The 20,239-nt window shown below is 57.1% G+C and carries 33 protein-coding genes; 9 read left to right on the top strand and 24 right to left on the bottom strand.

Features of this window, described 5'->3' with window-relative positions; translation table 11 throughout:
- The 6 genes from AC2FLZ_RS12850 to AC2FLZ_RS12875 form a co-directional block, all read left to right on the top strand.
- On the top strand, positions 1–95 hold a 95-nt coding region (locus AC2FLZ_RS12850; protein ID WP_139204741.1), incomplete at its 5' end, for an EF-Tu C-terminal domain-related protein.
- Between the two features lie 239 nt (positions 96–334).
- Positions 335–2,062, top strand: a complete 1,728-nt coding sequence (locus AC2FLZ_RS12855) for an amidohydrolase (protein ID WP_496882245.1) — start codon at positions 335–337, stop codon at positions 2,060–2,062.
- A 175-nt stretch (positions 2,063–2,237) separates the two neighbouring features.
- Positions 2,238–2,552 (top strand): 30S ribosomal protein S10, encoded by a 315-nt coding sequence (gene rpsJ, locus AC2FLZ_RS12860; RefSeq protein ID WP_008756422.1) that lies wholly within the window; start codon positions 2,238–2,240, stop codon positions 2,550–2,552.
- An 18-nt stretch (positions 2,553–2,570) separates the two neighbouring features.
- A complete protein-coding gene (gene rplC, locus AC2FLZ_RS12865; RefSeq protein ID WP_171638102.1) occupies positions 2,571–3,296 on the top strand; it encodes a 50S ribosomal protein L3 in 726 nt (241 codons plus the stop codon).
- Positions 3,293–3,910, top strand: coding sequence for a 50S ribosomal protein L4 (gene rplD / locus AC2FLZ_RS12870; RefSeq protein WP_480474058.1), 618 nt, complete (start codon positions 3,293–3,295; stop codon positions 3,908–3,910). The genes rplC and rplD overlap by 4 nt, the downstream gene beginning before the upstream one ends.
- Positions 3,907–4,203 carry a 50S ribosomal protein L23 gene (locus AC2FLZ_RS12875; protein ID WP_170609990.1) on the top strand — a complete coding sequence of 99 codons (297 nt, stop codon included), beginning with the start codon at positions 3,907–3,909 and terminating at the stop codon, positions 4,201–4,203. The genes rplD and AC2FLZ_RS12875 overlap by 4 nt, the downstream gene beginning before the upstream one ends.
- A gap of 281 nt (positions 4,204–4,484) precedes the next feature.
- Here the strand turns inward: AC2FLZ_RS12875 and AC2FLZ_RS12880 are convergent, their stop codons facing one another.
- From AC2FLZ_RS12880 to AC2FLZ_RS12995, 24 genes are all read right to left on the bottom strand, one after another.
- Entirely contained in the window at positions 4,485–4,697 is a 213-nt protein-coding gene (locus AC2FLZ_RS12880; RefSeq protein WP_209505835.1) for a DUF1127 domain-containing protein, read from the bottom strand.
- A 247-nt stretch (positions 4,698–4,944) separates the two neighbouring features.
- Positions 4,945–5,772, bottom strand: a complete 828-nt coding sequence (locus AC2FLZ_RS12885) for a VOC family protein (RefSeq protein WP_496882246.1) — start codon at positions 5,770–5,772, stop codon at positions 4,945–4,947.
- A 134-nt stretch (positions 5,773–5,906) separates the two neighbouring features.
- Complete coding sequence (rpmD, locus tag AC2FLZ_RS12890; protein WP_267364815.1) at positions 5,907–6,095, bottom strand: 50S ribosomal protein L30; 189 nt, start codon at positions 6,093–6,095, stop codon at positions 5,907–5,909.
- Positions 6,096–6,107: 12 nt separating this feature from the next.
- Complete coding sequence (rpsE, locus tag AC2FLZ_RS12895) at positions 6,108–6,677, bottom strand: 30S ribosomal protein S5 (RefSeq protein ID WP_480474056.1); 570 nt, start codon at positions 6,675–6,677, stop codon at positions 6,108–6,110.
- Between the two features lie 186 nt (positions 6,678–6,863).
- Positions 6,864–7,223, bottom strand: a complete 360-nt coding sequence (gene rplR, locus AC2FLZ_RS12900) for a 50S ribosomal protein L18 (RefSeq protein WP_010437103.1) — start codon at positions 7,221–7,223, stop codon at positions 6,864–6,866.
- 11 nt (positions 7,224–7,234) lie between these two features.
- On the bottom strand, positions 7,235–7,768 hold the full coding sequence (rplF, locus tag AC2FLZ_RS12905; protein ID WP_039523384.1) for a 50S ribosomal protein L6: 534 nt from the start codon (positions 7,766–7,768) through the stop codon (positions 7,235–7,237).
- An 11-nt stretch (positions 7,769–7,779) separates the two neighbouring features.
- Entirely contained in the window at positions 7,780–8,172 is a 393-nt protein-coding gene (rpsH, locus tag AC2FLZ_RS12910; RefSeq protein ID WP_209505841.1) for a 30S ribosomal protein S8, read from the bottom strand.
- A 13-nt stretch (positions 8,173–8,185) separates the two neighbouring features.
- Entirely contained in the window at positions 8,186–8,491 is a 306-nt protein-coding gene (rpsN, locus tag AC2FLZ_RS12915; protein ID WP_142639784.1) for a 30S ribosomal protein S14, read from the bottom strand.
- A gap of 19 nt (positions 8,492–8,510) precedes the next feature.
- Positions 8,511–9,071, bottom strand: coding sequence for a 50S ribosomal protein L5 (rplE, locus tag AC2FLZ_RS12920; protein ID WP_480484777.1), 561 nt, complete (start codon positions 9,069–9,071; stop codon positions 8,511–8,513).
- Positions 9,064–9,375: a 50S ribosomal protein L24 gene (gene rplX / locus AC2FLZ_RS12925; RefSeq protein ID WP_480484776.1), complete on the bottom strand. Its 312-nt coding sequence runs from the start codon at positions 9,373–9,375 to the stop codon at positions 9,064–9,066. The genes rplE and rplX overlap by 8 nt, the downstream gene beginning before the upstream one ends.
- Before the next feature lie 2 nt (positions 9,376–9,377).
- Entirely contained in the window at positions 9,378–9,746 is a 369-nt protein-coding gene (gene rplN / locus AC2FLZ_RS12930) for a 50S ribosomal protein L14 (protein ID WP_005621870.1), read from the bottom strand.
- 75 nt (positions 9,747–9,821) lie between these two features.
- On the bottom strand, positions 9,822–10,052 hold the full coding sequence (rpsQ, locus tag AC2FLZ_RS12935) for a 30S ribosomal protein S17 (RefSeq protein WP_209505845.1): 231 nt from the start codon (positions 10,050–10,052) through the stop codon (positions 9,822–9,824).
- Positions 10,053–10,056: 4 nt separating this feature from the next.
- Positions 10,057–10,263: a 50S ribosomal protein L29 gene (gene rpmC, locus AC2FLZ_RS12940; RefSeq protein WP_209505847.1), complete on the bottom strand. Its 207-nt coding sequence runs from the start codon at positions 10,261–10,263 to the stop codon at positions 10,057–10,059.
- A gap of 202 nt (positions 10,264–10,465) precedes the next feature.
- Complete coding sequence (locus tag AC2FLZ_RS12945) at positions 10,466–10,969, bottom strand: hypothetical protein (protein WP_480496043.1); 504 nt, start codon at positions 10,967–10,969, stop codon at positions 10,466–10,468.
- 184 nt (positions 10,970–11,153) lie between these two features.
- Complete coding sequence (locus tag AC2FLZ_RS12950) at positions 11,154–11,360, bottom strand: cold-shock protein (RefSeq protein WP_480474053.1); 207 nt, start codon at positions 11,358–11,360, stop codon at positions 11,154–11,156.
- A gap of 253 nt (positions 11,361–11,613) precedes the next feature.
- Positions 11,614–12,234, bottom strand: coding sequence for a 2OG-Fe(II) oxygenase family protein (locus AC2FLZ_RS12955; RefSeq protein WP_496882247.1), 621 nt, complete (start codon positions 12,232–12,234; stop codon positions 11,614–11,616).
- 235 nt (positions 12,235–12,469) lie between these two features.
- A complete protein-coding gene (gene rplP / locus AC2FLZ_RS12960) occupies positions 12,470–12,883 on the bottom strand; it encodes a 50S ribosomal protein L16 (RefSeq protein ID WP_267364819.1) in 414 nt (137 codons plus the stop codon).
- 12 nt (positions 12,884–12,895) lie between these two features.
- A complete protein-coding gene (rpsC, locus tag AC2FLZ_RS12965) occupies positions 12,896–13,606 on the bottom strand; it encodes a 30S ribosomal protein S3 (RefSeq protein ID WP_209505853.1) in 711 nt (236 codons plus the stop codon).
- Positions 13,606–13,986, bottom strand: a complete 381-nt coding sequence (gene rplV / locus AC2FLZ_RS12970; protein WP_209505855.1) for a 50S ribosomal protein L22 — start codon at positions 13,984–13,986, stop codon at positions 13,606–13,608. The genes rpsC and rplV overlap by 1 nt, the downstream gene beginning before the upstream one ends.
- A 3-nt stretch (positions 13,987–13,989) precedes the next feature.
- Entirely contained in the window at positions 13,990–14,268 is a 279-nt protein-coding gene (gene rpsS / locus AC2FLZ_RS12975; protein ID WP_005980699.1) for a 30S ribosomal protein S19, read from the bottom strand.
- 3 nt (positions 14,269–14,271) lie between these two features.
- Complete coding sequence (gene rplB / locus AC2FLZ_RS12980) at positions 14,272–15,114, bottom strand: 50S ribosomal protein L2 (RefSeq protein WP_480474051.1); 843 nt, start codon at positions 15,112–15,114, stop codon at positions 14,272–14,274.
- A gap of 270 nt (positions 15,115–15,384) precedes the next feature.
- Positions 15,385–15,561: a hypothetical protein gene (locus tag AC2FLZ_RS12985; RefSeq protein WP_480520333.1), complete on the bottom strand. Its 177-nt coding sequence runs from the start codon at positions 15,559–15,561 to the stop codon at positions 15,385–15,387.
- A 233-nt stretch (positions 15,562–15,794) separates the two neighbouring features.
- Positions 15,795–16,040 (bottom strand): RidA family protein, encoded by a 246-nt coding sequence (locus AC2FLZ_RS12990; protein ID WP_496882248.1) that lies wholly within the window; start codon positions 16,038–16,040, stop codon positions 15,795–15,797.
- A gap of 250 nt (positions 16,041–16,290) precedes the next feature.
- Entirely contained in the window at positions 16,291–17,325 is a 1,035-nt protein-coding gene (locus AC2FLZ_RS12995; RefSeq protein ID WP_496882249.1) for a fatty acid desaturase, read from the bottom strand.
- A 319-nt stretch (positions 17,326–17,644) separates the two neighbouring features.
- On the opposite strand from AC2FLZ_RS12995, the gene rplO reads away from it, so the two are divergent.
- The 3 genes from rplO to AC2FLZ_RS13010 all read left to right on the top strand — a co-directional run bounded on the left by rplO (position 17,645) and on the right by AC2FLZ_RS13010 (position 20,234).
- Entirely contained in the window at positions 17,645–18,118 is a 474-nt protein-coding gene (gene rplO, locus AC2FLZ_RS13000) for a 50S ribosomal protein L15 (protein WP_480508519.1), read from the top strand.
- Between the two features lie 110 nt (positions 18,119–18,228).
- Positions 18,229–19,593, top strand: a complete 1,365-nt coding sequence (gene secY / locus AC2FLZ_RS13005; RefSeq protein ID WP_480496035.1) for a preprotein translocase subunit SecY — start codon at positions 18,229–18,231, stop codon at positions 19,591–19,593.
- Positions 19,590–20,234: an adenylate kinase gene (locus tag AC2FLZ_RS13010; RefSeq protein WP_267363761.1), complete on the top strand. Its 645-nt coding sequence runs from the start codon at positions 19,590–19,592 to the stop codon at positions 20,232–20,234. The genes secY and AC2FLZ_RS13010 overlap by 4 nt, the downstream gene beginning before the upstream one ends.
- Positions 20,235–20,239: the final 5 nt, after the last annotated feature.

A 20,239-nucleotide genomic window follows, 5' to 3' on the forward strand; every position in this document is an offset into this window, starting at 1 on the left:
TCGCACCGATCGCGATGGAGCAGGGCCTGCGCTTCGCCATCCGCGAAGGCGGCCGCACCGTCGGCGCCGGCGTCGTGTCGAAGATTACTGAATAATTCGCACAAGCGAATGAACCAACGAAAAGGGCTTCCCTCGGGACGCCCTTTTTTCGTTTTGCCTAAGCTGATTGTAATGCTACTTCTCTCATATTGAGGCATCACAATTAGAAAGAGGTCACAGCATGCACTTATTGGCGCGTTCAGTTGGTCTAGTTGCTGCACTTGTTTATTTATCCACATCAGCGTCCGCACAGCAGATCGCGGACAGGATTTATCTCGGAGGGCCTGTGTTAACGATGAACGATAAGGCTCCGTCCGCTGAAGCGGTCGCAGTCAAAGACGGACGCGTTCTTGCTGTGGGGTCGTTGTCTGATTTGTCGATGCATCGCGGTGAAGAAACCGAAACGTTTGACCTGGAAGGCCGCGCGATGCTTCCGGGTTTTGTAGATAGCCACGGTCATGTGGTCATGGGGGGGTTGCAGGCATTGTCCGCCAACCTTCTTGCGCCGCCTGATGGGAAAGTCGTTGATATCGCCAGTCTGCAAGCCACGTTGACTGACTGGGCCGACGAAAATGCGCAAGCCGTTGAACAGGTCAAAATGATCATCGGCTTTGGTTACGACAATGCTCAATTAAAGGAACTGCGCCACCCTACGCGACAAGAACTGGACATTGTGTCTGAGGACTTGCCGGTCGTTATCGTTCATCAGTCCGGGCATTTGGGAGTAGCAAACTCGAAAGCTCTAGAGTTGGCAGGCATCACAGCCGCTTCAAAAGCCCCTCCGGGCGGAGTGATTCAACGCGATGACGCCGGTGAGCCAAACGGTGTTCTGGAAGAGTATGCGTTCTTTTCGGTCCTTGTGCCCATGTTGGGAAATCTGGGTGAAGAAGGCCTGGCGGCATTTGCCAAAGCTGGAACCGAACTTTGGGCACAGTTTGGATACACGACCGGACAAGAAGGCCGAACCTCAGGAGAAATTGTTGACGTTCTCAAGAAAGTTGCCGCCGAAGATGGGCTCCCAATTGACGTGGTAGCCTTCCCGGATGTTCTTGAGGCTAGGGAATATATAGGTGCAAACACCTCCAAGAACTACGACGACCGGGTTCGGGTCGGGGGCTGCAAGCTAACGATTGACGGCTCGCCTCAGGGTTTCACGGCTTTGAGGGATCGGCCCTATTATGATCCAGTCGGAAGCTACTCCGCCGGTTATTCAGGGTATGCTGCTATTACGATGGAGCAGCTACAGGACGCCGTTAATTGGTGTTACGAAAATGGGTTCCAAATCCTTGTGCACTCTAACGGGGAAGGGGCTTCTGACATGCTGATAGCAGCTCTCGAAGAGGCACAGATGAAGTATGGCGACCCGGGGAATCGTCCGGTTCTGATCCACGGTCAGTTTCTAAGAGAGGATCAGGTTGCGAGTTTTAAACGCCTCGGCGTATTCCCATCGCTTTTCCCGATGCACACGTTTTACTGGGGGGATTGGCATCGTGATCACACCGTTGGGCCGGTCAATGCAGACAATATCTCACCCACAGGATGGCTGCTCGAGCGGGACATGATGTTTGGCACACACCACGATGCCCCGGTGGCCTTTCCAGATAGCATGCGTGTTCTTGCTGCGACGGTTACTCGACGCACACGCTCTGGAGATATTTTGGGGCCGCATCAGAGGGTCGATGTTATGACTGCCTTGAAAGCCATGACATTCTGGCCCGCTTGGCAGCATTTCGAGGAAGATGAAAAGGGGTCCATTGAGGTTGGCAAAGTTGCGGATTTCGTGATCCTGTCAGACGACCCCACATCCGTTGACCCAGAAACACTGGCGGAACTAGAAGTGCTTGTAACCGTGAAGGGCGACGAGATTGTTTATGAAGCCGAAGTGGGTGTCCGAGAGGGCAAATTGGATTACTCGCCGTTCTCAAATGATCCTGTGATTGCCCATCTGTATCTGCATGCGGTTTACCAAGGGATGAAGGTAGAAGACGCATGGCTAACCAATGGCGTGTCTGGCGGCGAATAAAACGGTGTTCTTTGTGACGTTTGCCCCTTGTCAAACCCCGCCAACCCCACTAATACGCGCAGGTTCTCAACAAGAACATCAAGGCGGGATGATTCCCGCCTTTTGGGTTCGATGAGGGTTGGCGATGCGCGTCTGTCCTCCTCTCAACCTCAACGCCTGATAAAAGGCTGTTACTATGCAAAGCCAAAATATCCGTATTCGGCTGAAGGCATTTGACTATCGCGTTCTGGATGCCAGCACGCAAGAGATCGTCAACACTGCCAAGCGGACCGGCGCGAACGTGCGCGGCCCGATCCCGCTGCCGAACAAGATCGAGAAGTTCACGGTTCTCCGTGGCCCTCACGTTGACAAGAAATCCCGCGACCAGTTCGAGATCCGCACGCACAAGCGTCTGCTCGACATCGTTGATCCGACCCCCCAGACTGTGGACGCGCTGATGAAGCTCGACCTGGCTGCTGGTGTGGATGTCGAGATCAAGCTGCAGTCGTAAGATCGGAGGGTATAGATTATGCGCTCTGGTATTATCGCAAAAAAAGTTGGCATGACCCGCCTGTTCATGGAAGACGGCAAGCAGATCCCTGTGACCGTTCTTCACCTGGACAACCTGCAGGTTGTTGCACAGCGGACCGCTGAAAAAGACGGCTACACCGCCGTTCAGCTGGGCGCTGGTGCTGCCAAGGCAAAACGCACCTCGAAGGCCATGCGCGGCCACTACGCCGCTGCCAAGGTCGAGCCCAAGCGCAAGCTGGCCGAGTTCCGCGTCTCCGAAGATGGCCTTATCGAAGTGGGAGCCGAAATCTCGGCCGAGCACTTCCTGGCTGGTCAGAAGGTTGACGTTTCGGGCACCTCGATCGGTAAAGGCTTTGCCGGTGCGATGAAGCGCCACAACTTCGGTGGTCTGCGCGCCTCGCACGGTGTGTCGATCAGCCACCGTTCGCACGGCTCGACCGGTCAGTGTCAGGATCCGGGCAAGGTGTTCAAAGGCAAGAAGATGGCCGGTCACATGGGTGCTGCCCGTGTTACCACCCAGAACCTCGAGGTTGTCAAAACCGACGCCGACCGTGGTCTGGTCTTCATCAAAGGCGCCGTTCCCGGACCGAAATCGGGCTGGGTCACCGTCAAGGACGCCGTGAAGAAGAAAGCACCGGAAGGCCTGCCTTTCCCGGCTGCTGTGAAATCGGCTGCAACCGAAGCACCTGCGGAAGAAGTATCCGCGGAAGGTGGTGAAGCATGAAACTTGATGTAATCAAACTGGACGGCGGCAAGGCCGGCGACATCGAGCTGGATGCAGACCTGTTCGGCCTCGAGCCGCGCGCGGACATCCTGCACCGTGTGGTCCGTTGGCAGCGCAACAATGCGCAGGCCGGCACCCACAAGGTCAAGACCCGCTCGGAAACCAGCTACTCGACCAAGAAGATCTATCGCCAGAAGGGCACCGGTGGCGCACGCCATGGTGACCGTAACGCACCGATCTTCCGCAAGGGTGGTGTTTACAAGGGCCCGACCCCTCGTTCGCACGGCCACGACCTGCCGAAGAAGTTCCGTAAGCTTGGCCTGCGCCATGCTCTGTCGGCAAAAGCCAAAGCAGGTGAACTGGTTGTGATCGAGAACGCCGAAGCAGAAGGCAAGACCGCCGCACTGGCCAAACAGGTTGCAAACCTGGGCTGGAAACGCGCTCTGGTCATCGACGGCGCGACCGTGAACGAAGGGTTCCTGAAGGCGTCGCGCAACATCGAAGGTCTGGATATCCTGCCGTCGATGGGTGCAAACGTTTATGACATCCTCAAGCGTGACACCCTGGTGCTCACCAAAGCGGCTGTCGAAGCACTGGAGGCTCGTCTGAAATGAGCGCGAAGGCAGAACACTACGACGTGATCCGCAAGCCGATCATCACCGAAAAGTCGACCATGGCGTCCGAAAATGGCGCGGTTGTCTTTGAAGTGGCGATCGAAAGCAACAAGCCGCAGATCAAAGAGGCCGTTGAGGCGCTGTTTGGTGTGAAGGTCAAGGCGGTGAACACCACCGTGACCAAAGGCAAGGTCAAGCGGTTCCGCGGCCAGCTGGGCCGTCGGAAGGACGTCAAGAAAGCATATGTGACCCTGGAAGAGGGTAACACAATCGACGTAAGCACCGGTCTCTGATCCGACGCTTACAGCGACACTTTACGGCCCCGGTGGATCACTCCGCCGGGGCCGATTTCGTTTCAGGCGTCGAAGCTGGGGATGCGCGTCAGGGCAGGGCGGTCACACGCCCTCCAGCGGTCGCCTCAGGGCGGTTCTGACGTTTCGGGCTCATTGGCCGCCTCAAAAGCCATCGCACCCTCTGGCGGCCTCTGAGCGGCCTGCAAGCGGGGCAGAGCCTGCAACGGATATAGAAAAGGCGCCGTTAAGGCGCCTTAGGGTCGTTTTAATTGTGTGCGTGGTTATGAGCAATATACGTGCCGGTGCGCGATATCTGCGATGTCGCAGCGGCGGATGCCGATATCGTCCAGCTCACGGTTGCTCAGACGCTGCAACTCGGTATAGGTGCGCTGATACTCAGCAGCACGAGCGCGGGCTGTTTTGATCCGTGTGATCATGTCAGCGATCCGGGTGCCGAAGTTGAAGCCGGTATGGGTCAGTGTCGCAGTTGTCATCTCTGTATTCCTTTCTCGTATCAGGGCGTATTCCCTGACGTTTCCTTTTGAGTTCCTTCATTGGACAAGGCAGAGATAGGAGCGTTTGCTATCGCTAACAACGCAGATTTTGGTCTAGCCGGTATGCATGCGGCGAATAACTTTCGCTGGTTGGATTGCTCGTAGCCTGGTTCCTGTTCCTATTGGCATGGATTTTGCAGTTGACCTGCAGATTGACGCGATGGCCATCTGCGGTTTGCAGCAACTTTCAGTTTGTTCCCAAAACCGGACACACCTGCTGAAATGCAAAATAAAGTCCCGTCGGATCACGAAACACACGCGGTGCATGCTGCGCGCTTTGCCGTGATCGAACACGCACTTCGGACGCTCCAAGCGTCAAAGCATCACGTACCGCATCCTCGATAGCGGTGACCTTAATTCCAGGTAGCCAGGCACATCTTTCACGTATCTTTATATCTGGTGAAGCAACCAAAAGAATATGTGAAAGCCACGGACCTGGCCCGACCGCGCCTGGGCCATCCGTCTTCGAAGATGTTCGGTCAAACAACGATTGGTAGAATTCGACTGGAAACTCCGGGCTTTCGCTCAGATAAACCTCTGTTGTGAACTGTTGTGTAGGTATCGGGTAATCGTGTTGTGAAACGGAAATGCCAAACCTGGCTCCCAAGGGGTCCAACAATAGGCAGTTTCGCCCAACGCCGGGCACATCAAAGGGGCGTCGAATGATGTGCGCGCCCAGCTTCTCGGCACGCTTTGAATACTTGTCAACATCGGGAACTTCGAAATAGGGAAGCCAGCCGGCATCAAAACCCGCTGGAGTTTTGGTCAATCCACTTCCGGCCTCCCCATTCAGAAGAGCAAGAGTGAATTCCCCTTTTCCCCGACCCCAGACATAGTCTTCGGTGCTTTCCTTAATGAAATCCCACAACGCAACACGGCCATAGAAAGCCTCGGAAGCGTTCAGATCAGGCGTAAAGAGGTCATGCCATACGATCCGTCCTGTCTTATCCGCACTCACTTCAAGAACCTCCTGCGTGGAACACGCTGGGTAGTTCATCACAACCCATTTGGTCATTGATACAGATCAATCAGAACACGCCGCTCCTGAGATCCGGGTTGGAAGAAGGAATCCCCAAGAAGCTAAAGTGCCAACAAAAAACGCCCCCGAATTGACCGGAGGCGTTTTTGTTCTTTCCGATGAATGCGGGCTTAGCCGCGTTCTTCGATGATCTCTACCAGATGCGGGATCTTGCGGATCATGCCGCGCACCGAAGGAGTATCCTCCAGCTCACGGGTTCTGTGCATCTTGTTCAGGCCCAGGCCGATCAGGGTTGCGCGCTGTTCGGCGGGGCGACGGATCGGCGAACCGACCTGTTTGACGACGATGGTTTTTGCCATGACGTGCTCTCCTTATGCTTCTGCTTCAGCAGCAGCCGGTGCTTCGTCCCGCTTGGGCAGGATGTCAGCAACCTTTTTGCCACGACGTGCGGCAACCGAACGCGGGCTCTGCTCTTTCTGCAGGCCGTCGATGGTGGCGCGGATCATGTTGTACGGGTTCTGCGAGCCCAGCGACTTGGACACAACGTCCTTCACGCCCAGCATTTCGAACACGGCACGCATCGGACCACCGGCGATGATACCGGTACCTTCAGGCGCGGCGCGCATAACCACTTTACCGGCGCCGTGACGGCCCTCGATGTCGTGGTGCAGGGTCCGACCTTCGCGCAGCTGCACGCGGATCATCTGACGCTTGGCTTGCTCAGTCGCCTTGCGGATGGCCTCAGGTACTTCTTTCGCTTTACCCTTGCCAAAGCCGACGCGGCCTTTCTGATCGCCGACAACCACCAGAGCGGCGAAGCCAAAGCGCTTACCACCTTTTACGGTTTTCGACACGCGGTTGATTGCGACCAGGCGATCTGCAAATTCCGGTGTTTCTTCACGGTCGCGGCCACGGCCCCGACGGTTTTCACGTTCTGCCATTTGGCATCCCTTTTCCTCTAGAGGCGCTTGCGGCGCCAATTACTCAATCGAAGTGAACCCGTGAATGACATTCTGGGGCTCCCCGATCATCGAGGCGGGCGGACCCGCCTTCAAAGTGCCGGTGCCGGGCTGAAGCCCGGCCTACGGCGTCGTATCCGGTAGGCCGGGCTTCAGCCCGGCACACCATCAGATCTTCAGGCCACCTTCACGCGCAGCGTCGGCGACAGCCTTCACTTTGCCGTGGAACAGGAAGCCGCCACGATCGAAATAGGCCTCTTCGACGCCTGCCTTCTTGGCACGCTCGGCGATGGCCGCGCCGACTTTCGTCGCCGCTTCGACGTTGTTCTTGCCAACAACACCCAGATCTTTTTCCAGGGTCGAGGCCGAGGCCAGGGTCACGCCACGTACGTCGTCGATCAGCTGAACAGAGATGTTCTTGTTCGAACGGTGTACGGACAGGCGCGGACGACCCGCGTTGACCTTGCGAAGTTTGTTCCGAACGCGCAGGCGGCGCTTCAGAAACAGGGTTCTTTTGCTGTTTGCCATTGTCTGCGTCCTTACTTCTTCTTGCCTTCCTTGCGGAAGATGAACTCGCCCTTATAGCGGATGCCCTTGCCTTTGTACGGCTCGGGGCGGCGCCACTCGCGGATTTTGGCCGCGGTTTCGCCCACCAGCTGCTGGTCGATACCTTCCACAACGATTTCGGTCTGCTTCGGTGCGGTGATGGTAACACCTTCCGGAGCCGTGAAATCAACATCGTGGCTATAGCCCAGGTTCAGCTTCAGGGTGTTGCCCTGCATCTGCGCCCTGTAACCAACACCCTGGATCTCCAGCTCTTTTTTGAAGCCTTCAGTCACACCGGTTACCAGGTTGGCAACCATGGTGCGGCTCATGCCCCACTGCTGGCGGGCACGCTTGGACATACCGCGAGGGTCGATCTTGACCACGTTGTCTTCAACCGACAGCGTCACGTCGTCGGTGGCGGTGAAGCTGCGGGTGCCTTTCGGACCTTTGACTTCGATGGTCTGACCCGACACAGAGGCGGTTACGCCGCTGGGCAGCTCGACCGGTTTTTTACCAATACGAGACATTGCAGACCTCCTTAGAAGACGGTGCAGAGCACTTCGCCGCCAACATTGTTGGAGCGAGCGTTTGCGTCCGACATCACACCTTTCGGAGTGCTGACAATCGACACGCCCAGACCCTGACGGACCTGCGGGATGTCATTGACGCCCATGTATACGCGGCGACCGGGTTTCGAAACCCGCTTCAGTTCGCGAATGACAGGAGTGCCTTCGTAGTATTTCAGGCTGATTTCGATGGCCGGATGACCGTTTTCGCCGGTCGTCTTTTCATAGCCACGGATGTAGCCTTCGTCCGCCAGCACGTCCAGAACCCAAACACGCAGCTTTGACGCCGGAGTGGATACGGTGGATTTGCCGCGCATTTGCGCGTTGCGGATACGGGTGAGCATATCGCCGATAGGATCATTCATATCTATGTCTCCCTTACCAGCTCGATTTCACCATGCCGGGGATCTGACCAGCAGAACCCAGCTCGCGCAGCATGATACGGCTGACCTTCAGCTTACGGTAGTAAGCGTGGGGACGACCGGTCAGCTGACAACGGTTGTGCAGACGGGTAGCCGAGCTGTTGCGCGGCAGTTTCGCCAGTTTCAGACGCGCTTTGAAACGCTCTTCCATCGGCTTGCTCTCGTCATTCGCGATTTCTTTCAGCTCGGCACGCTTTGCGGCATATTTGGCCACCAGGCGTTCGCGCTTCTTTTCGCGTTCGATCATTGCTTTTTTAGCCATGTCTCAATCCTCCCGGCGCTTACGCGTTGAACGGCATGTTGAATGCTTTCAACAATGCCTTTGCTTCAGCGTCGGTTTTCGCTGTGGTGGCAATTACGATATCCAGGCCCCAGACCTCGTCGACCTTGTCGAAGTCGATTTCCGGGAACACGATGTGCTCTTTCATGCCCATGGCAAAGTTGCCACGACCGTCGAAAGAAGGCTTAACACCGCGGAAGTCACGAATACGCGGCATTGCGATCGTGATCAGACGATCCAGGAATTCGTACATCCGGTCACCGCGCAGGGTCACTTTCGCACCCAGCGGCATGTCTTCCCGGACGCGGAAACCCGCGATCGACTTCTTCGCCTTAGTTGAAACGGCCTGTTGACCGGCAATTGCAGTCAGATCCTCGACAGCAGCTTTCGCTTTCTTCGAGTCTTTGACGGCCTCGGCACCACAGCCGATGTTCAGAACGATTTTTTCCAGCTTGGGCAGCTGCATGTCGTTCTTGTAGCCGAACTCTTCTTTCAGAGCGGCACGGATGGTCTCGGCGTACTGCGCTTTCAGACGCGGGGTGTAGGTTGCGTTATCAAGCATCGATCACGTCCCCTGTGGTCTTGGCGAAGCGAACTTTCTTGTCGCCTTCCACGCGGAAGCCAACGCGGGTTGCTTTGCCGTTCTTGTCCAGCAGTGCCAGGTTCGAAAGATCGACCGGCAGAGCTTTGGGCAGGCGGCCGCCTTGCGAGGTTTGCGACTGGCGGGTGTGGCGGATGGCGATGTTGATGCCATCGACCACAGCTTTGCCGGCTTTGGGGTCAACCGAGGTGATAGTTCCCTCTTTGCCCTTGTCCTTGCCGGACAGCACGACGACCTTGTCGCCTTTGCGGAGTTTAGCAGCCATGATTACAGCACCTCCGGAGCCAGCGAGATGATTTTCATGAAGTTCTTCGCGCGCAGTTCACGAACAACGGGGCCAAAGATACGGGTACCTACGGGCTCGTTGTTGTTGTTCAGGATGACGGCGGCGTTGCGATCGAAACGGATCGCGGTGCCGTCTTCGCGACGGACTTCCTTGGCGGTGCGTACGACGACGGCCTTACGGACGTCACCTTTCTTTACGCGGCCGCGCGGGATGGCTTCCTTCACCGAGACGACAATGATGTCGCCAACGGAGGCGTATTTACGCTTGGAACCACCCAGGACCTTGATGCACTGAACTCGGCGTGCGCCAGAGTTGTCAGCGACATCCAGATTGGTCTGCATCTGGATCATGTGGTTTCTCCCGACCTGTGGGGGCTGGTCTGATTAAATCCCCCAGGGTTTCGACAAATGAAAAATCCCGGAAGCTTACGCTTCCAGAACTTCCCAACGTTTCGTCTTCGATTTCGGCGCGCATTCGATGATGCGTACAGAGTCGCCGACCTTGAAGGCGTTCTTTTCGTCATGAGCCCGGTATTTCTTGGACTTACGAACGGTTTTGTGCAGCAGCGGGTGCTTGAAACGGCGCTCGACCAGCACGGTGATGGTCTGTTCGTTGGCGTCGCTGGTCACGGTGCCTTGCAGGATACGCTTGGGCATCTGATTACTCCTCGGATGCCGCAGCAGCGGCCTTTTCGTTCAGGATGGTTTTGACGCGGGCAGCGTTGCGGCGGGCCGCTTTGATGCCAGCAGTGTTTTCCAGCTGACCGGTTGCCTGTTGAAAGCGCAGGTTAAAGCTTTCTTTCTTCAGGTTGACCAGTTCCTCGCGGAGCTGATCAGGGGTCTTGTCACGCAGTTCTTGGGCGTTCATCGCCTTTTCCTTTGCTCAAAACACCAGAAGGCCCCGTACTCGGGTCACCTTTGACCTGGTGGATGAATGATAGACATACGAATCGCCCGACAACGCCGGGAGACCGCAAGATGCCGCTCTATAGGGGGTTAGGGGTGGGGTGGCAAGGGAAAGTTTGCCATGCGGGAACAGGGAATTTCCCGAAATCAAAAACCCGCTTGTGTCACCGTGTCAGACCCTGGCTATTTGCCACTCTGGTCAATACGGACAGCATCTCGGAAACCTCTTCCGGCGAAAGACGGCCATGACCGTCCAGGAACGCTCCGATGTCACGCCCGGTATATCGCCCCGTCAGCTTCCCTTCGTCAAGGATCAGATTGTTTCGCGCAAGCTCCACGGCGGTCACATGGCAAATACGGCATTTCTCGATGAAGACACCGCCCGAGTCCCGGATAATCCGGAAATGAGCAAGCAGAACCTCGGCCTTGTCCGTAGTCACCCCGCCATGACCGGAGCGCAGGTAATTTTCGACCGCCCGTCCGGACCGGGCTCCGACCAGCACGCCATCTGATACACCAAGCTCATCCCAAACGAAATCACCGGAATGGGGGGCGTGGCATCCGGCACAGCTGTCTTCGTATATGCGGTGCGGGTTCGCAACTTGCCCCACAGCACTTGTCGTGCAGGCAATTGTCGCAACCAGAACGAATGAGAATAGGGCTTGCATCGTAAATGCCTGACCAAATCCTGAACAATACACCTCAACATGACGGGCGGGTGCATAGTTTGGATTCTATCGTGTGTCTGAACCCAATGGAATGATTGAGATCAGATGGCTCAATTTCGCTTTTACGAAAAACGCGGCCCCGTTTGCACGAGACCGCGTCTGCAACTGTCTAAGCCTGGGCGACTTACGCCAGAGCGATGTTCACAGCCGACTCGCGGCCGTCACGGCCGGGCTCGATGTCGAATGTTACTTTCTGGTTGTCGGCCAGACCGGTCAGACCCGAGCGTTCGACAGCAGAGATGTGTACAAACACGTCTTTGCCACCGGTCTCCGGTGCGATGAAGCCAAAACCTTTAGTTGTGTTGAACCATTTTACGGTGCCATTGGCCATATCCGTATTCTCCAAATAATTGCTGTCCGCGGAATTGCGACAGCGCGGCGTGGTCGGTCTGGATCGAGAGACTGAACGCCGAATATCGGGAGACAGTGGTCGAAAAAGAAAAACGTAAGCGTGCCTCACATGGTCCATGTCGGCACATATTGCAAGTGTTATCGAAAACTCTTTGTGAATCGTGATTGGTAGGGGGCCGCCCGTTCGTCTCGCAAACGCTACACTGAACAACTACCGTGCAATGAGCTGATGCTCACTCCCACTTATAGTTGAAACTCACTGATATCCGCTCTTCCTCGGCCATGTTCATCGGCACTTCGTGGCGCAGCCAGCTTTCCCACAGCAGGACATCGCCCACCTGCGGCTTCACATAGATGAAGGACTGCAAATCGCGCCGCCCGCCTTTCAGCCGCGTCGGCGCGGCCATCATGCGGCCTGAGCGGGGGTCTTCAAGCTTCAGCGCGCTCGCGCCTTCGGGCATCGCCACATAGGTGGTGCCGGAAATCACACTGTGCGGGTGCAGGTGGCTGGAATGCATGCCACCCTCGGGCAGGATGTTGATCCACAGGTCTTCCAGCTTCAGCTCACCCTCGCCCAGATCAAACTCCAGATCCTTGGCAAAAGCCGCCACATGGCTGTCCAGCGCCTTGACCAGATCGGCGAATATCGGAAACCGCCAGGGCAGGTCGGTCAGCGAAGCATAGCTGGTGTAACCGGGATAGCCGTTTTCTTCGCACCAGTCCTGACCGGCCTCGTCATCCTCGGCGATGACAAGGCACGAGCTTTCCAACTCCTCCGCATCGATCGGGGGACCAAACTCGGACAAAGAGGCACGATAGAGGCGGGTGACGAAGAGTGATTCAATCTGTGGCATGGCGCTGTCTTAAACCAGCCGCGCGGTGAAGGCGATGGCTGTTTTGCGAGGCTCTGCCTCGCGCTCCGGGATATTTGCAGCCAGATGAAGAACGGATCCCCTGCTTCATCTGGCCCAAAATATCCCGGGGGAGGCGCGCGGCACGCGCGGCGGGGGCAGAGCCCCCTAAAGAAAAACCCCCGCCGATGTTTCGACGGGGGTCAATCTAGTCACGAGCGGGGGTGCCCCGGATCGCTTACCAGTCTTCGCGAACCACGACGCGGGTCTTGATCGGCAGCTTCATCGCAGCCAGGCGCAGGGCCTCGCGGGCGATGTCGTCATTGACGCCGTCGATCTCGAACATCACGCGACCGGGCTTGACCTTGCAAACCCAGCGGTCGACCGAACCCTTACCTTTACCCATACGAACTTCGATCGGCTTTGCCGTGACCGGAGTGTCGGGGAAGATGCGGATCCAGACACGGCCCTGACGCTTCATGTGACGCGTCATGGCACGACGTGCAGCCTCGATCTGGCGTGCGGTTACACGCTCAGGCTCAATCGCTTTCAAGCCGTAGGTGCCAAAGTTCAGATCAGAGCCGCCCTTGGCTTCGCCCTTGATCCGGCCTTTGTGCAACTTGCGGAATTTTGTACGCTTTGGTTGAAGCATATCTTTCCCTCCTTAGCGACGACCGCCACCAGCACCACGAGGTGCAGGGCCGTCCTGGAGTTCCTGTGCTTTACGGTCACGTGCCTGCGGATCGTGCTCCATGATCTCCCCTTTGAAGATCCAGACCTTGATCCCGATGATCCCGTAGGGGGTCATCGCTTCGGCATGTGCGTAATCGATGTCGGCGCGCAGCGTGTGCAGCGGCACACGGCCTTCGCGGTACCATTCGGTCCGTGCGATTTCGGCACCACCCAGACGGCCAGCGACGTTCACCCGGATACCCAGGGCGCCCATGCGCATAGCGTTCTGTACGGCACGCTTCATCGCGCGGCGGAACGAAACACGGCGTTCCAGCTGCTGAGCGATCGACTCGGCAACCAGTTGACCGTCAAGTTCGGGCTTGCGCACTTCGACGATGTTCAGGTGCAGTTCGCTGTCGGTCATCGCAGCCAGCTTCTTGCGCAGGACTTCGATGTCCGCACCTTTCTTGCCGATGATGACACCCGGACGTGCGGTGTGGATCGTAACGCGGCACTTCTTGTGCGGACGTTCGATGATCACACGGGCAACACCGGCCTGCTTGCACTCTTTCTGGATGAACTCACGGATCTTGAGGTCTTCCAGCAGAAGATCACCGTAGTCCTTGGTATCTGCGTACCAGCGGCTGTCCCAGGTGCGGTTGACCTGAAGGCGCATGCCGATCGGATTGACTTTATGTCCCATTAGGCTTGCTCCTCAACTTGACGCACCTTGATGGTGATCTCCGAGAACGGCTTCATGATCTTGCCGAAACGGCCACGGGCACGCGGGCGACCGCGCTTCATGACCAGGTTCTTGCCAACCCAGGCTTCGGCGACGATCAGCTCGTCAACGTCCAGGTTGTGGTTGTTTTCGGCATTCGCGATTGCGGACTGCAGGCACTTCTTGACGTCCTGCGCGACACGCTTGTTCGAGAAAGTCAGGTCGGTCAGGGCCTTCTCGACTTTCTTGCCGCGGATCATAGCTGCTACCAGGTTCAGTTTCTGCGGGCTGGTGCGAAGCATGCGCGTTTTCGCCATTGCTTCGTTTTCAGCCACGCGGCGGGGGTTCTTTTCCTTGCCCATGACTTACTTCCGCTTCGCTTTTTTGTCTGCGGCGTGGCCATAATAGGTCCGGGTCGGCGAATATTCACCGAACTTCTGACCGATCATGTCTTCCGAGACGTTTACCGGGATATGCTTCTGGCCGTTGTACACACCAAAGGTCAGACCCACGAACTGGGGCAGGATGGTGGAACGACGCGACCAGATCTTGATGACTTCGTTGCGGCCCGACTCGCGCGCTGCTTCGGCTTTTTTCAGCACGTAAGCATCGACGAAAGGACCCTTCCAAACAGAGCGAGACATGGATTAACGTCCCTTCTTCTTGGCGTGCCGCGAGCGGATGATCAGCTTCTGGGACGCTTTGTTCTTGTTGCGGGTACGCTTACCCTTGGTGTCCTTACCCCACGGCGTAACCGGCGTACGGCCACCCGAGGTACGACCCTCACCACCACCATGCGGGTGATCGATCGGGTTCATAGCAACACCACGAACCGACGGACGCACGCCCTTGTGGCGCATACGACCGGCTTTACCGATGTTCTGGTTGCTGTTGTCGGGGTTGGACACGGCACCGATGGTGGCCATGCATTCCTGACGGACCATGCGCAGCTCGCCCGAGCTCAGACGGATCTGAGCGTAACCGCCATCGCGGCCCACGAATTGCGCGTAAGTACCGGCCGCACGTGCGATCTGACCGCCTTTGCCAGGCTTCATCTCGATGTTGTGGACGATGGTACCGATGGGCATGCCCGAGAACGGCATTGCGTTGCCCGGCTTGATATCGGCCTTTGCCGACGCGATGACCTTGTCACCAACAGCCAGACGCTGCGGAGCCAGGATATACGCCTGCTCGCCGTCTTCGTATTTTACCAGTGCGATGAACGCGGTCCGGTTCGGGTCATATTCGATCCGCTCGACGGTTGCCGCGACATCAAATTTGTTCCGTTTGAAGTCAACGATCCGGTAGAGACGCTTTGCGCCACCGCCGCGGCGGCGTGAAGTGATCCGTCCGGTGTTGTTCCGGCCGCCCGATTTGGTCAAACCCTCTGTGAGAGACTTGACCGGACGTCCTTTCCAAAGCTCCGAACGGTCGATCAGCACCAGCCCGCGCTGGCCCGGCGTCGTCGGCTTGTACGACTTGAGTGCCATGCTTTCTGTCTTCCGTTTAGCAAGTGCAGGGGAGGTCCCCCGCTATGTGATAGGCCCCCGTAGGTGCCAAAGGTATAGGGCCCCGAAGGTCCCCGGTTGCAAAATATCTAAGGCCCCGGAACGAATCCGAGGCCGCAAGATTGGGAGCGTTTAGCAGTGTTGGCGGTGGGTGTCTATAGGATAAAGCACATTCTCTTAGCACATATCAGAAAGCCTGCACACGCACGTTTCGGCGTTTAAGAGCGCGAAAGACGATCCGCTCCTGCACGATTACTTTTTGTCGCGCGCGGCCTTCTCGTCCTTGGTCAGCTTGTTATTCCAAACATTGTTGCTTAAACCCAGCTCAACGCGTGCAGGTTTGGTTTTTCCGACGCTGACTTTGCCTCCCTTATCTAGGAACTCTTTAATAAGGGCGTCATCTGTCGTTTCTTTGGGGATATATTTCATGAGAATGACACTATCCGCATCAAACTCTAGGGGCAATGACCGCAATGCGGGACAATGCAGCCGTTCAGTCGGTCGCGTCCAGCAGATCAAGAACCTGATATTCAGATATGCGGGTTCTTGCGCTAGCCCGCAGTAACCGCAGTCAAATTCATGGTGATGAGGGCATTTTCCTTTGGGAGACCAACCACAGATATTGCCGTTCTCGCCGGCCGCAGGTGTGCCATCTTGCTTTCCTAGGCAGCGTTCATCGCCTCGAAATCCTTCATGTCCTTGAGAAAGACGTTGATGTGAAGGATGTGGGCGAGATTGGATCCAACAGATTCAAGCATGATCTCGAATGAGTTCAGTATCTGCAGGGTTTGCGATATGACATCCGGCCCCGCGAGACGCCCGGTTGCTGGATCAACGCCAGCCGTTGCGCCAATTGCGATGAATTCTCCTGATTTGGCGATATGGCTGTACGGCCCGATTGGGTTCATCGTGTTGGGAGGTGTGGAGTACTCCACTTTTGGCGGCACAGGCTTTCTCCTCAATCGTTGATGACGTTTCTTTATACACCCAACGAGCATAATGAGAAACATGAGCAGAGTAACTGTGCCCGCCTCACATCACCGAAAGATCAGCCGTCCGAAGGCAGTTTTGGGCTCCCAGCAGAAACTCATCTAAGTAAAAGAACTCCTGCTTTTTCGAAGTTTTCTTTCCGGCGTTCAGAGCCGTTGAACGAACCCCTCACCCATAAAGCGCGCGGGCTTCGGCGAAGGACAGCAGTCGGCGGCTATGCTCATCCCACAGGTGCAGGCGCGCGTTGGCGAGGCTCTCGCGGATGGTCATCCGGTTGCTGTTGGCCAGCTCATCATGGTCGCGCAGCACTTCGGTCAGGCGATAGAACGGAATGCGGCTGTACAGGTGATGCACGTGGTGGATGCCGATATTGGCGGTGAACCACTGCAACACGGACGGCAATATATAATGAGAGCTTCCGTGCAGCGCCGCTTCGTGCAACTGCCAGTCTTCATCGGCGTCCCAATGTGTGTCCTCGAACTGGTGTTGCACATAGAACAGCCATACCCCGGCGGTGGCGGCAATCAGGGTCGAGGGCAGGAAGATCAGCACCATCGGCATCAGCCCGCCAAAATAGTAGATGGCCACAAGCGCAACCAGAATTGCAAGATTGGTGGCCATCGCGCTGACCCAGAACCGGACGCTGTCGGTCAGACCCAGTGGAAGGCGGTTCTGAAACAGGAACAGATATCCGGGGCCAAAGACGAACAGGGTGATCGGGTTTCGATACACACGATACCAGAACCGGTTCATCGGGGTTTTCGCCTGATATTCGGCCACGGTCAGGGTGTGGATATCACCCATCCCGCGTTTGCCCAGATTGCCGGAACTGTTGTGATGTGTGGAATGCGTGCGGCGCCAGACATCATAAGGTGTCAGCGTCAGAACTCCGATCGAGCGTCCAACCCAGTCACTGACCGTCCGGTTCTTGAAGAACGCGCCGTGCCCGCAATCGTGCTGGATGGCAAACAGGCGCAACAGAAAGGCCGCGTTGAGAACGGAAATCGCAAAAGCCAGCCAATAGCTGACCGACAGCGACATCCAGGACAAAGCCCAGAGCGCGAAGAAGGGGATGACACTGACGCCCAGCTCAAACGCGCTGCGCAGCTGGTCGGGTTCGCGATATTTGGCAAGCGTTGTTACCCAGTCACGTGCAGCGGTAGTCTCCGGTTGTTTCCGGGTCGAGAGAGTGGTTTCAGTCATGCGCCTGCCAAGTTCTTGTTTGTGGCAATCCGGATAGACTACCGCCCGGTCATGGCAAGCGATAATTGCCAAAATCGCCATATTTCGTGCTCGATTTTCGGTCAGACCCCGGTGAAGGTGTCCTTTTGGGTTCACCCGCGGGGCCGGTCCCGGGGCTTTTGCCGGTCATGACAAGCGGCTGGCGATCTACAGTCTTGCCAAGGGGGATCATCGGGCCTATACGCCTGCGGTGGCTTTTTGGCCGCGAGAATCAAAACCAAGAAATGCCGTGTTTGGCCCATCACGCTTCGGGGGTCATATCCGGCTTAGGAGAAGCGAAATGAAACTGAACGAATTGCGCGACAATCCTGGCGCTGCCCCAAAACGCACCCGCGTTGGCCGTGGTCCGGGTTCCGGCAAAGGTAAAATGGGTGGCCGTGGTATCAAAGGCCAGAAATCCCGCTCGGGTGTGGCCATCAATGGCTATGAAGGCGGTCAGATGCCCTTGTACCAGCGTCTGCCCAAGCGTGGCTTCAACAAGCCAAACCGCAAGGAATTCGCCGTCATCAACCTGGGCCTGATCCAGAAATTCGTCGAAGCCGGCAAGCTGGACGCCAAGGCCGCGATCACCGAAGACGCTCTGGTTGCGTCCGGTCTGGTCCGCCGCAAGCTGGACGGTATCCGCGTTCTGGCCAAAGGCGAGATCAGCGCCAAGGTGAATCTGGAAGTGACCGGTGCGTCGAAAGCTGCTGTCGAGGCAGTTGAAAAAGCGGGCGGTTCACTGAAAGTCACAAAAGCCGCTGCGGCAGAGTAAGCGCTTGTGAGCGGGCAAAGACCCGCTTACATAGACTTCAGAGTTTTCCAAGACGCCGTCCGAGCCGGAAAACGGTTCCGGGCGGCGTTTGCATAAGAGAGACCGACTTTATGGTATCAGCAGCAGAACAAATGGCAGCCAACACAAGCTGGGCTGCCCTTGGCAAGGCCACCGATCTGCGCAACCGCATCCTGTTCACGCTGGGTTTGCTGATCGTCTATCGTCTGGGCACCTTCATTCCGGTGCCGGGGATCGACGGAGCAGCATTGCGCGAGTTCATGGAGCAGGCGGGGCAGGGCATCGGCGGTATGGTTTCGATGTTTACAGGCGGGGCGCTTGGCCGAATGGGCATCTTTGCCCTTGGCATCATGCCCTATATCTCGGCCTCGATCATCGTGCAGCTGCTGACGTCGATGGTTCCCGCGCTCGAACAGCTCAAGAAAGAGGGCGAGCAGGGCCGCAAGAAGATCAACCAATACACCCGTTTCGGCACCGTGGCGCTGGCCACCGTCCAGGCCTATGGTCTGGCCGTTTCGCTGGAATCTGGCGATCTGGCGACCGATCCGGGGCTGTATTTCCGCATGTCGACCATGATCACACTGGTTGGCGGCACCATGTTCCTGATGTGGCTGGGTGAGCAGATCACCGCACGCGGCATCGGCAACGGTATCTCTCTGATCATTTTCGTCGGCATCATCGCCGAGGTCCCCGCCGCCCTGGCGCAGTTCTTCGCGTCGGGCCGTTCGGGCGCAATCAGCCCCGCCGTGATCGTTGGCGTGATCGTGATGGTGATTGCCGTCATCATGTTCGTGGTCTTCATGGAACGGGCGCTGCGAAAGATTCATATTCAGTACCCGCGCCGTCAGGCCGGGATGAAAATCTACGAAGGCGGCTCCAGCCACTTGCCGGTCAAGGTCAACCCCGCGGGCGTGATCCCGGCGATCTTTGCCAGCTCGCTGCTGCTGCTGCCGGTGACGATCTCGACCTTCTCGTCGGGCGCGGCAAATGGGCCGATCATGTCGTGGCTGCTGGCCAATTTCGGCCCCGGACAGCCGCTGTATCTGCTGTTCTTCGCGTCGATGATCGTGTTCTTTGCATATTTCTACACGTTCAACGTGTCGTTCAAACCGGATGATGTGGCGGACAACCTGAAAAAGCAGAACGGGTTCGTGCCCGGTATCCGTCCGGGCAAGAAAACCGCCGAGTATCTGGAATACGTGGTCAACCGCGTGCTGGTTCTGGGGTCGGCCTATCTGGCACTGGTCTGCCTGCTGCCCGAGATTCTGCGCAACCAGTTTGCCATCCCGTTCTATTTCGGCGGCACCTCGGTTCTGATTATCGTCTCCGTGACCATGGATACGATCCAGCAGGTTCAGAGCCATCTTCTGGCGCATCAATACGAAGGGCTTATCGAAAAGTCTCAACTGCGCGGCAAAAGCAAGAAACGCGGCAGGAAGGGACCCTCTCGTCGATGAATATCATTCTGTTGGGCCCCCCGGGGGCTGGGAAAGGAACGCAGGCCCGTCACCTGGTGGAAACACGCGGCATGGTGCAGCTCAGCACGGGCGACATGCTGCGCGAAGCCAAGACCTCGGGCACCGAGATGGGCCGGAAGGTTGCGGCGATCATGGACGCGGGCAAGCTGGTCACCGATGAAATCGTGATCGGCCTGATCGAAGAGAAACTGACCACCGAAACAGGGGCCGGTTTCATCTTTGACGGCTTTCCCCGCACGCTGGCGCAGGCCGATGCTCTGGCCGCTTTGCTGGCCAAGCTGGGCCAGTCGCTGCACACCGTGATCGAGATGCGCGTTGATGACGACGCGCTGGTGGGCCGGATCACCGCACGCTCAACCTGTGGTGGCTGTGGCGAGGTCTATAACGACAACACCAAGCCGATCCCGGCAGATGGCAAATGCACCAATTGCGGCAAGGAAAATGACTTCCAGCGCCGCGCCGATGACAACGAAGACAGCCTGCGCACACGGTTGATGGAGTACTATAAAAAGACCTCGCCGCTGATCGGTTATTACTACGCCAAGGGCGATCTGCGTCCGGTGAATGGGCTGGCGGATATCAAGGAAGTCACCGCGTCGATCGAGGCGATACTGGGTTAGTCCGC

The sequence above is a fragment of the Ruegeria sp. YKSF131 genome (assembly GCF_059612645.1).